Source organism: Arthrobacter sp. PAMC 25486 (genome assembly GCF_000785535.1).
Classification (GTDB): Bacteria; Actinomycetota; Actinomycetes; order Actinomycetales; family Micrococcaceae; genus Specibacter.
Genome location: NZ_CP007595.1, coordinates 2802139 through 2814608, shown reverse-complemented (window position 1 = coordinate 2814608; position 12470 = coordinate 2802139). Strand labels below are relative to the sequence as shown.

Genomic DNA, 12470 nt, shown 5'->3' with positions numbered 1-12470 from the left:
CCTCCCGTTGCCCTGCCCGGAGTGGCCGCTGCCCATGCCACCCTGCGCAGCCGCGGCATCAAGGTTGCCCTGACCACAGGCTTTGACGACGACGTGGCGTACCCCCTGCTGGAATCGCTTAGTTGGGGAGTGGGTTCCGGCACGGAGAGCACCGTTGATTCTGTGGTTGCGACGTCGGACGTCTCGGAAGGCCGCCCGGCCTCCTGCCTGATCCATCGCACCATGGAAAAGACGGGCGTGCACGACGTCCGCAAGATCCTGGCCGCCGGTGACACGGGGGTTGACGTGCAGGCCGGACGCAACGCCGGCCGTGTGCAGTGGGTGTTCTGACGGGCAAGCTCAGCCGTGAAGATTTTGGCGCCCATTCCCACGACTACATCCTCACCGGCGTGGTGGAGGTTCCCGAGTCGGCGGAAACCCAGCTCCCCGCTTAGACGGCAGTGCCGACACGGCAGTTGGGGGCGGCACTAGAGTTGATATTGCGCCGGTTAAAACGGTGCCCGCCCAGCTCCTCCTGTGTAAAGAGTAATACCGCCATGAACCAGAGAACGGTCCGCGCCGCCGCGATCGCTACCTTTGCCGTATTTGCCATCAACGGCTTTGTGTTCGCCAGTTGGGCTGCCCGGATCCCGGCAGTAACCCGCATTCTGGAGCTGACCGCCGGGGAAATGGGGCTGCTGCTGTTGACCATCGCGGCCGGCTCCGTCATTGCGCTGCCGCTGGCCGGAACTGTCGTGGCCCGGATCGGCACGGCAAACACCATCCGCACCGGTGGTTTCACCGCCTCATTTGGCGGGCTGATCATTGCTTTTGCCCTGTCCCAGCACAACGTTTCGCTGACTGCCGTTGGACTGTTCTTCTTTGGCATCGGAATTGGCCTGTGGGATGTGGCCCAAAATATTGAAGGCGCCGACGTTGAACGGCATCTGGGCCGCACCATCATGCCCCAATTTCACGCAGGATTCAGCGGCGGGGCATTGATTGGTGCACTTGTCGGCGCCGGCCTCTCAGTGCTCAATGTGAGCATGTCCCTGCACCTGTTGGTGATTGTGGTGGGTGTCAGTGTGGCGATGGTGTTTGTGCCCCGGCTGTTCCTGCCCGAGACGCCCATCAGTGGCAGCCGCGCAGCTGCCACTGCCAAGACTGAAAAGGGACGCAGTGCCTGGTCCGAAAAGCGCACCTTGCTGGTGGGCCTGGTGGTGCTGGGCGCGGCCCTGACCGAGGGTGCCGCCAACGACTGGATCGCCAAGGCCAGTGTTGACGGGCTCGGATCCACCGAGGCCGGCGGCGCCATCATGTTTGCCGTTTTTGTTGCGTCCATGACGTTGTTTAGGTTCTTTGGCGGACGCTTCATCGACCAGTTTGGCAGGGTGCCTGTGCTGTACGGCAGCCTGGGGTCGGCGCTGGTGGGGCTCGTGGTCTTTGTTATTGCCCCCAACATGATCCTGGCCGGTGTAGGTGCCGTGCTGTGGGGTGCCGGCGCCGCGATGGGCTTCCCCATGGGCATGAGCGCCGCCGCGGACGATCCAGCCAGGGCCGCCGCGCGCGTATCGGTCGTCTCCACGATCGGCTACGTGGCTTTCCTGGCCGGCCCGCCCCTGCTGGGTTTCCTGGGCGACCATGTCACGATCCGTTGGGCGTTGCTGGCCATTGCGGTGGCCATCATCGCCTCAATTCTGACGGCGCCGGCAGCCAAGCCATTGCCCGCGTCCGAGTTTGAAGCGGCCGGGCACTAGCCGGATAAAACATTCCGTCCAAGGCATTTATCTCTGACGGCAGCCCATAGCAGCAGTGTCAGGCCCGCTCCAAGCAGCGCCCCGGCAACCGTGTCGGAGAGCCAGTGCGCACCAAGGTACGTGCGGCTGTACATCATGGCCACACTGAGAATAGCGCCGCTGAGCCACATCCACAGCCTGCCAAGCACGACGGCGGTTGTCACCATGGCGGCCACAGTGGCACTTACATGCCCCGAAGGATATGAGCCGGAGTCCACCTGGACCAGCCGTTCCTCCGGCCGCGGCCTGGAGACCAGAAACTTGATCAGGTGCGTCAGGCCCAGCGCGCCGAGGTTGGCGCCGGCGGTAAAAAGAGCCAGCCGCCAATGGCGGCGCAGCAACACCAGAAACAAGGCAACACTGAAAATGACCATGCCAGCGTTCCCGGCAAAGTTCAGCACAAGGTTCGCATCGGTGAGCCACGGTGTCCTCGAGGACAGCATCACGTGGTGCCAGTCGTCGTCGAACTTTTGAAAAGGGGGGTTGTTCCCCGTCGCCCACACCATGAGCGCCCCCACCAGCAAGAGGGCAAGCGCCGGCAACGACGTCCAGAACAGCCGGCGCCGGGTCCAATCCAGCGGGTGCAGGACGGCAGCCGGGGAAGTCAATGAACGCATTGGGCCAGTCTAGGGTGCTGCGGCGGGGGCCATGTCATCCCTTGTGATTACCCTGAATGAACCCTGAATCATCCCTGAGATAGATGAAAATCTGGAAAGTGTTGCGTACGGTTATCTTAGATTCGCATGCTTGGCCGCAATGGCCCGGCGCTCATCCAAAGGGGATGTCCACATGATTGAGGCAGTAAACCTGGCCAAGCACTACGGTGCCAAGACAGCGGTAGGCGGTGTCACGTTCACCGTCCAACCGGGAATAGTGACGGGCTTCCTGGGGCCCAACGGCGCAGGAAAGTCCACCACGATGCGCATGATTGTGGGTCTGGACAAGCCCTCACGCGGCACGGTGACGGTGAACGGCAAGCCGTACGCAAAGCACCACGACCCGTTGCACCAGGTGGGTGCACTGCTGGATGCGAAGGCGGTGCACACCTCCCGCAGCGCCTACAACCACCTGCTGGCCATGGCCGCCACGCACAACATCCCCACCAAGCGGGTCAACGAGGTCATTGACATGACCGGGCTGGCCGCCGTCGCCAAGAAGAAGGCTGGCGGGTTCTCCCTTGGCATGGGTCAGCGCCTGGGCATCGCCTCGGCGCTGCTGGGCGACCCGCAGACGCTGATCCTCGATGAGCCGGTCAACGGCCTCGACCCCGAAGGCGTGCTGTGGGTTCGCAACCTGGCCAAGTACCTTGCTTCAGAGGGCAAGACCGTGTTCCTGTCCTCGCACCTCATGAGTGAAATGGCGCAAACCGCCGATCACCTGATCGTGATTGGCCGCGGTGCGATCATCGCCGACGCGCCCATCGCCCAAATCCTGGCCGGTGCGCAGCAGGCCAAGGTTCGCGTCCGCACCTCTGAGGTCACCCGCCTAGGCCAGCTGCTGGCCGGCAACGGCGTCACGGTTGAATGCAACGAGAACGAGACCCTGGAGGTCTCAGGCCTTGACGCCCGCCAGATTGCCGGTGTGGCACTGGAAAACCAGGTCCTGGTGTACGAGTTGACACCGCTGACATCTTCCCTGGAAGAGGCCTACTTCGACCTCACCAAGGATGCTGTGGAATACCACTCCCAAGATCTTACTGACCACGCCCCTGCTGCTGTGAAGGGACTCTAACGATGAGTACGACGACGACTGCCTCACCCCGGCGTGCTGCCGGCGGATCCCTCACCTTTGGCGGGGTGCTGCGTAGCGAATGGATCAAGTTCCGTTCGCTGCTGTCGACCCGCCTTCTGCTGATCTTCACCTTCGTCGCCATTGTGGGCGTCGGGGCCATTGCTGCCTGGGCGCAAGCCATGTCGCTTGAACTATTCATGAAGAACGGCACGGGAATGGGGGTGCCCGGCGCCCCGTCAGAACCCATGACTCTTGCACAAGCGCAAGAATTCGGGAACTTTAACATCTACGCTATCCCGAGTTCAGGTCTGCAAATTGGCATACTTATCCTCGGTGCCTTGGCGGTAATGCTGGTCGCCTCGGAGTTTGGCACCGGAATGATCCGCTCCACCATGACGGCTGTTCCCAAAAGGCTGCCGGCGTTTTTCGCCAAGGCAGTAGTTCTCGTAGTGGTGTCCTACATCCTGACGCTCGTGGCTGCCGTGGCAACGGCCTTGCTGGCCATCCCGATTTTCAAAGCCTATGGTATTGACTTTTCACTTGGTATGGAAGGTGTCCTGTACTCCATTCTCATGGGTGGCCTTTACGTTGCCGGAGTTTCCTTGATTGGCCTGTCCTTGGGCACGCTGCTGCGCAGCTCAGCTGGCGGCATCATCGTGTTGGTTGCGGTTATGTTCCTGCTGGAAATCGGGGCCCAACTGCTAAGTCTGTTTCCCGGTGAGCTCTGGAAGTATTTGGGACAGTACGTGCCCAGTGTTGCCGGTGGACGAATGCTCGAGATCACCGAGAAGACCGCGTTCATAAGCCCCTTGGCTGGTGGGCTGATCTTCCTTGGCTGGATCCTGCTATTCATGATTCCGGCCGTCGTCTCCCTCAAGACCCGTGACATCTAAGAACGGCTGACACCCCGGGGTTCTGAGCCAACTCTTATGCGCACACAAGACCAGGTGGGGGAAGTGGAACGAACGGCCGCTTCCCCCACCGAATTACCATCCGTTGAACGGCGGGCCGCAGAATTTGCGGCCCGCCGTCGCGGCGTTGTCCGAACATATTTTTACAACCACCCCCGCATCATGGATGTGGTGGTGGTTTTGGCGTATTCGCTGGCCGGTACAGGCGTCTTCCTCGGCGAACGTCCGGGCATGAACATGGGCGTCCACTATGTCATTGTGGTCGCCTCGGCCATTGTCCTGGTCTTCCGCCGCGACAAGCCGCTGGCCGTGCTGGCCATCCTCTCGGTCTTTGAGCTGATCAACGTGTTCATGGTGGCCAACACCGGCAACGTCGGCATCAGCATCTGGTTTGCCCTCTATGCCGTCGCAGTGGCGCACCGGCCGCTGCTGAGTTTCCCCCTCGCGGTGGCGGCGGCCGTGCCACTGAGCGTTTACACCTTGTTCTTCTACCAATTTCCCAGTGAACTCTTGATCGTCGATGGGCCCTCCGCCACCGAAACAAGCGTCATTTCAGCTATCATGATGCTGCTCGCGAACATTATTGCGGCAGGCATTGGTGCCTCGGTGCGCAGCGGCCGCAGCCATGAAGCGGAGCTGCGCCAGTGGGCCGTGCGCAACGCCCAACTCGCCTCGGTGGCCGAACGCAACCGCATTGCCCGCGAAATGCACGACGTGGTGGCCCACTCGCTGACGGTCATGGTGGCACTTTCGGATGGTGCCGCCGTCGTGGTTAAACGGGATCCCGCCAAGGCGGGCGAGGTCCTGGGACAGCTGTCCCAAACCGGCCGGACCGCACTGGCTGACATGCGCCGGGTGCTCGGGGTTTTGCGTGCCGACGGTGGCACGCAGCGCTCCCCGCAGCCGGTCCACACTGACATGGGCGCCCTGATTGAAGGGTTCCGGCAGGCCGGGCTGCCCATCGTGTTCAGCAGGTCGGGCCCGCCAGCCGCTGAGGACCCGGCGCTCGCGTTGACGATATATCGGATTGTGCAGGAATCGCTGACCAATGTGTTGCGCTACGGGGCAGCCGTCTCGCGGGTGCAGGTCAGCCTGGACAACAAAGTTGCCGAGGGGGAGCTGGTGGTGCGGATCAGCGATGACGGGCACGGCACCCTGGACAGCTCCGTTGGTACGGGCAGGGGGATTGCGGGCATGCGTGAACGTGCCGGGATCTTTGCCGGAACGCTCGACGCCGGACCCGGTCCGCAGGGCGGTTGGCGGGTCGAGGCTATCCTGTACCCGGCGGAAGGGCCCGAATAGTGCAGACTTTACAGATGGAGGAATCAGTGACAGGCCACGAGGACATCAAGGTTTTGCTGGTGGATGACCAGCCGCTGCTGCGCATGGGATTCCGGTTGATTCTTGAAGGTGAAGATGACCTTTCAGTGGTGGGGGAGGCCTCCAACGGCATTGAGGCCCTTTCGGCCGTCGAATCGCTGCAACCTGACGTTGTGCTCATGGATGTGCGGATGCCGCTCATGGACGGCATCGAAGCAACGGGCAAGATTACCGCTTCACCATCCGACGCCCGGGTCATCATTCTGACCACCTTCGACCTGGACGAATATGCTTTCGCCGGGTTGCAGGCCGGCGCCAGCGCCTTCCTGCTCAAGGATGTTGTGCCCGCGGACTTGGTCCAGGCAGTCCGGCTCGTGGCCAGCGGGGACGCAGTGGTGGCGCCCCGCGTCACCCAACGCCTGCTGGAAAGCTTTGTCCGCAACCGCCACCCCGCCATGCACCCTGATCCACTCCTCGAGGAACTGACGCCCCGCGAGCTCGAGGTCGCCATGCACATTGCGCAGGGACTCTCCAACGCGGAGATCGCCCACACTCTATTTCTCTCCGAAGCCACGGTGAAAACCCACGTGCGCCGGATCCTGACGAAGCTACACCTGCGGGACCGGGTCCAAGTGGTGGTCTATGCCTACGAAACCGGCTTGGTCACCCCCAGCAACCCGGACTACTGACGGGCGGGCCGGCATCCGGCCCATTCGGAGGGTTGAATGTGCACTGGCATAAGGAAATCAACAGCCGCGGGAGGGAGGGGCAAACAACTCACCCCTCCCTCAATTTTCTTATCTTGACTCAGGTTTCTTTTGGCTCCCCAGTTTCACGGCGCCGACGATAAAAACCAGCAGGCCCACTGTGACAATAATTGTTGATATCAGCCATGCCTGACTAACCAATGAGACGCAACCAATGGCAATGATAATTATGCCTATGTTCAGGCTCGAAATTCTCTTTTGTGATTTGCCTTTCGGCTGAGAAATTCCAAGAAATTCAAAAGCGCCCATGTCTTAGACCCCTATTCCATACCGAGCAAGTACGTTTTTGACGATGTTTCCGGCTGCTCCCGCGATGAAACCAAGGGCAGCGCCGAGCTGGCCTGCCACCACTGAGGATCGGCAAATACGGGAAAAGCCGTCGTTTCGTCAAACTTTATGGTTTGCACCAAGGCATTGCCTTGGAGGCTGAAAGATGTCTCGACGGTGGCGTCATTGGCGTCTACAGCCCACGGTGATAGATATCCGCCCACCACCTCACCATTTCGATCAAGAACCGAGACCGCTCCATCGGATTCAAGACTTACTGTGGCTTCATGGGATACCTCCTGTGAGTTCCTTGACATTCTTGTCCCTATGAAGACTGCCACGTACGGCAGCTTGTAAAGTGTCATAATCCAGTTTTATGTGAAAAGTTGTCTGAATGGACAGTGGCAATGTCCGAAATGGCAAGAGCTGTCATAGGTAGGTGTCCCACAAGAAATACCGGACCGTCGTCTTGGAAATTATCAGGATGACCCGCCACGACGTGCGCGGAATTTCGCTGTAGGGCGGACAGGACCGCATTTTTAATTCGTCACCCAAGTCTCGTTGTGTCCGCCACAGCACCTCAAGCTTCCGCGTCCAGAACCCGTGTCCTCGCCCTTCATGATTGAATCGAAGCATGACTTCTGTTGAGCACATCCTGGACCTTCGCGACTTCATTGAGGCGTCGCCGTCGAGCTTTCACGCAGCCCGAGAGGCGGGACGGCGGTTGGGGGAAGCCGGTTTCACCCAGCTGCATGAGACCGACGCATGGCCTGTGCACGGGAAGTTCTTCATGATCCGCGACGGCGCGATCATGGCCTGGATCGTGCCGGAAGGTGCCACTGCCACCACAGGCTTCAACATTTTAGGCGCGCACACCGATTCGCCGTCGTTCAAGCTCAAACCAAAACCCACAACGGGACGGTTCGGTTGGCTGCAGGCCGGCGTGGAGGTCTACGGCGGGCCGCTGATCAACTCCTGGCTTGACCGGGAACTGCAATTTGCCGGCCGTCTCGTGGACCGCGACGGCACGGAGACGCTCGTGGCAACGGGGCCGCTGCTGCGTTTCCCGCAGCTGGCCATCCACCTGGACCGGGCCGCGAATGACGGGCTCAAGCTGGACAAGCAGGTCCACATGAACCCGGTGTGGGGCCAGGGCGACGCCGGCCAGGAAGACCTGCTCGGCCTGCTGGCCGACCGGGCGGGCGTGGCTGCGGCGACGATTGGCGGCTACGACATTGTTGTGGCCGATACCCAGCCCGGCCAGGTGTTTGGCGCCAACAACGAATTCTTCGCAGCCGGGCGCATGGACAACCTGACGTCCGTGCACGCGGGGCTCGTCGCCCTGATCGCTGTGGCGGATGCTCCCGCAGCCGGTGTGATTCCCGTCCTGGCCGCCTTTGACCACGAGGAAATCGGTTCCGGCTCGCGCTCCGGGGCATGTGGCCCCATTTTGGAAGATGTCCTGACCCGGGTGTCGGATGGTTTGGGCGCAACGGTGAGCGAGCGCCGTCGGGCATTCGCCAGTTCTTTCTGCGTTTCTGCCGATGCAGGGCACGCCGTCCACCCCAACTACGGTGAGCGGCACGACCCCGCCAACCTGCCCGTGCTCAACGGCGGCCCGCTGCTGAAGATCAACGCGAACCAGCGCTACGCCACCGACGGTGTGGGTGCCGCTGTGTGGGCGGGGCTATGCGAGAAGGCAGGCGCCCCGTACCAGGAGTTCGTGTCCAACAACAACGTGCCGTGCGGCTCCACGATCGGACCGCTCACGGCAACACTCCTGGGCATCCGCACCCTCGATGTGGGTACGCCCCTGCTGTCGATGCACTCGGCGCGTGAGCTGTGCGGCGTGGACGATCCGCATCACCTGGCAAAGATCACGGAGACGTTCTTCTCAGCTGCGGTTTAAGCGCCGCGGCCCTAAGCGGCGAGGCTGACCACCAGGTTGATGGTGGTGGCCAGGATGCCGGTGCCAAACACAAACGCCAGCAGGCTGTGCCGGAGCACGGCTGAGCGCATGGGCCGTGTGGTGATGCTGGTGTCCGAGACCTGGTAGGTCATGCCCACGCTGAACGCCATGTAGGCGATGTCCGTGTACTGCGGCGGTTCTTCCTGGTTGAAGCCGATGCCGCCGGGCCTCCCGCTGTAATAAATCTGGGCGTAGCGCAGTGTGAACAGCGTGTGCACCATGAGCCAGGACATGGCCGTAGCGCTCATGGCCAGGAGTGCCAGCAGGAACCGTCCCGTGCCCTTAACTTCCGTGCTGCCCACCATCACCAGCACGACGGCGGCCAGGGAACCGATGGCCGCCAGTAAAATCAGCAGGTCTGGGGTGCGCAGGCCGGGGTCCTCTTCCTGCGCGTGGGTGGCTGTTTGTGCTGCATCCATGGGGGCAATCGCAAGCCACACGGTGCTGTTGTAAATGAGGGCGGCCACGGCCCATCCCACTGCCGGAGCGTAAATCCAGGCCCCCAAAATTCCGGTGAGAATCGTGGCGGAAGCCCCGCACACCAGCATGCCGGCGATGCGCAGTCGTCGGTGCCGGGTTCGGGCGGAGCTCACCTGGTTCATGCAGTGACCATGCCATGGCGCCCGCCTAAACGTCCCAAGTTGCAACCATGCCGTCCCTGCCGGGCGAACTGCCGCAAAAAGATGCAGGCTACATTCGGGAATGGCCGATCGGCTCACTAGACCCTGAGGGGCCCATGGACAGGGCTACATCAACTCGAAATAGAAATGGGGGATTCGAGTGACGTCATCACCAAACGAATCACATCCTGGGGTGGACCCTTCCGCGCCACCTGAGCCGGAACTGCATCCAGAGGCAAGGCCGTCTGCGGAACCTGAAGCGAGTGTGGCGCCTGAAGCATCTGCGGAACCTGAAGAGGCAGTTGCACCTGAAGCGGTAGCGCCCGATACGGCAGAGGCGCCCGCAGCACCGGCAGCACCTGCAGTTGGAGCCGTGCCCGAGACTGCAGCGGCACCTGAGATTCCCGCAGCGCCTATGGCACCACCAATGATTCCTGCGGCACCCGCAGCAGCCCCGACACCAAGCGGGATTCCGGCGCCTGGAGTGCCCGCAGCGCCCCAGGCTCCTCCGGCACTCCAGCCCGCCACAGGCAAAGGCTTCCAGCCTCCGGCTGGGATGAATCCTGCCTCTTGGTGGACCGGTGCGGTGGCCGGGGCAGGCGCGTATGCCGCCGTGCTGCTCCTTTCCCTTGTAGTTGCAACGCTCTCCGTAGTTGGGGCGGCCCTCAACGGCTCGGAGGACTCGGTGTCCCTGCCCGAGAATCCCTTCATCTCCGATGGGGATCTGCCCTCACCTTGGAGCATTTGGTTCCAGCTGGCCGCACAGCTCCCGGCATTGGCCGCGATGGGCAGCCTAGGTGGCAAAATTGCCGCAGACCTGGGCATGTTCGGCCAGTTCGACGCATCCGTGGGCATCTCCTTCCTGCCGCTGCTAATTACGGCCGCAGCCATCGCCGCTGTGGTGATCGCGGGACGCCTGGCTGAGAAGCGGACACCGTCCGCCGGCAGGGCCGACCGCCTGATGCAGTCCATCGTTTCCGGCATCGTCTTTTCACTGCTGCTCAACGTCGTAGCAACAGTGGCATCCGTGCGCATTCCCGCGGGAGACGGCATTGTTGTCAGCCTCAACGCCGCCAACTTTGCCTCCGTCGCCGTGGCTTTCCTCATTGGTGCTGCGGCCAGCTATTGCGGGCGACGCAAGTGCAGCGCCCCACAACCCGGTAAGCGTGGTTTTACTCTTTCCCTGACGCGCGACGCCGGAATGACAGTTTTCGTCCATGCCGCACTTTTCCTTGTGGTCGCCATCCCGGTGGCCATTGTGGTGCTGAGCGTGAAGGGCGGCTTCGGTGCTGCGTTCTCCGCTCCGCTGTGGGCGCCCACGCTTGGATTGATTCTTCTCGGTTTGGGCCACTTCGCTGCCTTTGGCACGGTTACGGCCGCCGGCATGGGCAGCGCCGGCATGGGTGAAAGCAACTTTGGCTACGGTGTGGGCGGCTCGCTCTCCGAGCTGGGTCTGCCTGTCTGGGCAGGATGGCTGCTTGTCCTGCTGGTATTGGTGACGCTGAACGCCGCTGCCACCTATTGGTACTTGCGTCGCGGCGCCCAGAAGCCCGCGGGCATCCTGGGGTGGCTGGCGCTGCCCGCCACCTTCCTGGTGTTTGGCACGCTTCTGCTGTGGCTCACGGGTATCGGCGCCAGCTTCAGCATGGCCCAGGCGGCTGGCGGGGCCAGCGCCGAATTTGCCTGGTGGACACCCTTCCTGCTGATGCTGTGGGGTGTGGCCGCCGAGGCAGCCTCCCGCTACGTGGCCCCGGCCATTGCACCGCTGCTGCCGACAGCACTGGTGGAGCGCATTCAGAAGTCACCGTCCCTGCCATACCCGGTTGCGGCTGCGGTGGCAGCAACCGGATCCGCCAGCGCCGCACCGGCGGCAATCCCCGCAGTTGCGGGCCAGGTGGGCGACGGCTCCCAAGGTAATGTTCCGGGTACCGCTGCAGCTCCGGCCCCCGGTGCTGTCCCGGGCGCACCCGTAACGGTGGAGTACAAGCCCCTGTCGAAGCAGGCAAAGCGGAACGTGATTATTGGCGCGGGTGCCGCCGGCCTGATTGCCGTGTTGGCAATCGGCGGCGCCATTGCGGTCAATGTCGTCAAGGCCGCCAACGGCCCGGACGCCATGGTCGAGGCGTATCTCGAAGCTCTGGTGAAGGGTGATGCTGCGCGTGCCATGGAGATTTCCGACCCCAGCGTCCCCAACACGGAGCGGGTCCTGCTGACGAATGACGTCTACGCCAAGGCAACGAACCGGGTGGATGGTTTTACGATCGGCAAGACCTCCATAGTTGACGAGCGTGCCGTCGTGGCGGCGCAGTTGCGGCAGAACGGCGAAAAGGTTGAGGCGAGCTTTGTGCTGACCAAGAACAACCCCACCTGGCTCAACGACAACTGGAGCATGAAGGAAAACGGCCCCGGCGAGCTGCGGTTTTCCAGCGACAATAGCCTCAAAGCGCTCATGGTCAACGGCGTGGAAGTTTCACTTGACGGCGTGGGTGAAACAGGCGGCTCCTACTACACGCTGCCCGCCTTCCCGGGCACGTACCAGCTGGACCTCCCCGCAACGTCCAAGTACCTGGAATCCACACCGGCCACGGCCGTCGTGTCCATCGGACGGGGCAGCTCCGGCGGCACCGCCCGACTGGCAGTGGAAACCAACGACGCCTTTGATCAGGCAGTCGTGGAAAAGGTCAACGGCCACCTGGCCGCTTGCGCCGCACAAACAACGCTGGAGCCGGAGGGTTGCCCGTTCTCCGGGTACTCGTATTCCGACACCAGGGACGTGGCCTGGAAGGTCACCAAGGAGCCCGTGGTGGAGACCTACGAACGCATGGACGGCACCTGGAGCCTGAGCACCTCTTCCTCCGGTACTGCCGAGGCGGCCTTCGAACAAAACACGTCCTACAAAAAGGACGAAGAGAAGTGGGAGCCCACCACCAATGACTCCCGGATCTACGTTCGCGGCACCATCACCCTGGACAAGGACGAGCTGGCAGTGGAGTTTCAGGACTAACCGAATCCACGCAGCGCAGGCCTATAGGCGGGCCACAGCGCAAGGTGGAATGGACGGCGCCGGTGAGGGACCGGCGTCGTCCATTCCCCTTTCAACAGTGGGAGGG

12 protein-coding genes are annotated in these 12470 nt (G+C 62.3%); 8 read left to right on the top strand and 4 right to left on the bottom strand.

Annotated elements, in window-relative coordinates; translation table 11 throughout:
• The first annotated feature begins 21 nt into the window (after nt 1–21).
• Together art_RS22980 and art_RS12910 are read left to right on the top strand one after the other, a co-directional pair.
• Entirely contained in the window at nt 22–330 is a 309-nt protein-coding gene (locus tag art_RS22980; protein WP_253901351.1) for an HAD family hydrolase, read from the top strand.
• 206 nt (nt 331–536) lie between these two features.
• Nucleotides 537–1736, top strand: coding sequence for an MFS transporter (locus tag art_RS12910; protein ID WP_038465451.1), 1200 nt, complete (start codon nt 537–539; stop codon nt 1734–1736).
• Here the strand turns inward: art_RS12910 and art_RS12905 are convergent.
• The gene (locus art_RS12905; RefSeq protein ID WP_052136433.1) at nt 1733–2392 is read right to left on the bottom strand and encodes a phosphatase PAP2 family protein; all 660 of its coding nucleotides are present in this window, start codon (nt 2390–2392) and stop codon (nt 1733–1735) included. The genes art_RS12910 and art_RS12905 overlap by 4 nt on opposite strands.
• 172 nt (nt 2393–2564) lie before the next feature.
• On the opposite strand from art_RS12905, the gene art_RS12900 reads away from it, so the two are divergent.
• Genes art_RS12900 through art_RS12885 form a run of 4 tightly spaced genes read left to right on the top strand, consistent with a single transcriptional unit; the run spans nt 2565 to nt 6426 of the window.
• Nucleotides 2565–3506: an ABC transporter ATP-binding protein gene (locus art_RS12900; protein WP_038465449.1), complete on the top strand. Its 942-nt coding sequence runs from the start codon at nt 2565–2567 to the stop codon at nt 3504–3506.
• A 2-nt stretch (nt 3507–3508) separates the two neighbouring features.
• On the top strand, nt 3509–4399 hold the full coding sequence (locus art_RS12895; RefSeq protein ID WP_038465447.1) for an ABC transporter: 891 nt from the start codon (nt 3509–3511) through the stop codon (nt 4397–4399).
• Between the two features lie 36 nt (nt 4400–4435).
• Nucleotides 4436–5719 (top strand): sensor histidine kinase, encoded by a 1284-nt coding sequence (locus tag art_RS12890; protein ID WP_052136430.1) that lies wholly within the window; start codon nt 4436–4438, stop codon nt 5717–5719.
• A 14-nt stretch (nt 5720–5733) separates the two neighbouring features.
• Nucleotides 5734–6426 carry a response regulator transcription factor gene (locus art_RS12885; protein WP_038465445.1) on the top strand — a complete coding sequence of 231 codons (693 nt, stop codon included), beginning with the start codon at nt 5734–5736 and terminating at the stop codon, nt 6424–6426.
• A 108-nt stretch (nt 6427–6534) separates the two neighbouring features.
• Here art_RS12885 and art_RS12880 read toward each other — a convergent pair whose 3' ends face one another.
• Nucleotides 6535–6753 (bottom strand): hypothetical protein, encoded by a 219-nt coding sequence (locus art_RS12880; RefSeq protein WP_038465443.1) that lies wholly within the window; start codon nt 6751–6753, stop codon nt 6535–6537.
• Between the two features lie 11 nt (nt 6754–6764).
• Complete coding sequence (locus art_RS22270) at nt 6765–7136, bottom strand: hypothetical protein (RefSeq protein WP_157875257.1); 372 nt, start codon at nt 7134–7136, stop codon at nt 6765–6767.
• 269 nt (nt 7137–7405) lie between these two features.
• Between art_RS22270 and art_RS12870 the strand changes: the two genes are divergently transcribed.
• Nucleotides 7406–8680 (top strand): M18 family aminopeptidase, encoded by a 1275-nt coding sequence (locus art_RS12870; protein ID WP_038465439.1) that lies wholly within the window; start codon nt 7406–7408, stop codon nt 8678–8680.
• An 11-nt stretch (nt 8681–8691) separates the two neighbouring features.
• Here art_RS12870 and art_RS12865 read toward each other — a convergent pair whose 3' ends face one another.
• A complete protein-coding gene (locus art_RS12865) occupies nt 8692–9342 on the bottom strand; it encodes a DUF1345 domain-containing protein (RefSeq protein ID WP_038465437.1) in 651 nt (216 codons plus the stop codon).
• A 574-nt stretch (nt 9343–9916) separates the two neighbouring features.
• Between art_RS12865 and art_RS12860 the strand changes: the two genes are divergently transcribed.
• Nucleotides 9917–12364: a hypothetical protein gene (locus art_RS12860; RefSeq protein WP_038465435.1), complete on the top strand. Its 2448-nt coding sequence runs from the start codon at nt 9917–9919 to the stop codon at nt 12362–12364.
• The last annotated feature ends 106 nt before the right edge of the window (nt 12365–12470 follow it).

Bases quoted from the DNA above. Each gene is read 5' to 3' on its own strand.
- art_RS12910 (WP_038465451.1), top strand. From the start codon at position 537: ATGAACCAGAGAACGGTCCGCGCCGCCGCGATCGCTACCTTTGCCGTA.
- art_RS12905 (WP_052136433.1), bottom strand. From the start codon at position 2,392: ATGCGTTCATTGACTTCCCCGGCTGCCGTCCTGCACCCGCTGGATTGG.
- art_RS12900 (WP_038465449.1), top strand. From the start codon at position 2,565: ATGATTGAGGCAGTAAACCTGGCCAAGCACTACGGTGCCAAGACAGCG.
- art_RS12895 (WP_038465447.1), top strand. From the start codon at position 3,509: ATGAGTACGACGACGACTGCCTCACCCCGGCGTGCTGCCGGCGGATCC.
- art_RS12890 (WP_052136430.1), top strand. From the start codon at position 4,436: ATGCGCACACAAGACCAGGTGGGGGAAGTGGAACGAACGGCCGCTTCC.
- art_RS12885 (WP_038465445.1), top strand. From the start codon at position 5,734: ATGGAGGAATCAGTGACAGGCCACGAGGACATCAAGGTTTTGCTGGTG.
- art_RS12880 (WP_038465443.1), bottom strand. From the start codon at position 6,753: ATGGGCGCTTTTGAATTTCTTGGAATTTCTCAGCCGAAAGGCAAATCA.
- art_RS22270 (WP_157875257.1), bottom strand. From the start codon at position 7,136: ATGACACTTTACAAGCTGCCGTACGTGGCAGTCTTCATAGGGACAAGA.
- art_RS12870 (WP_038465439.1), top strand. From the start codon at position 7,406: ATGACTTCTGTTGAGCACATCCTGGACCTTCGCGACTTCATTGAGGCG.
- art_RS12865 (WP_038465437.1), bottom strand. From the start codon at position 9,342: ATGAACCAGGTGAGCTCCGCCCGAACCCGGCACCGACGACTGCGCATC.
- art_RS12860 (WP_038465435.1), top strand. From the start codon at position 9,917: ATGAATCCTGCCTCTTGGTGGACCGGTGCGGTGGCCGGGGCAGGCGCG.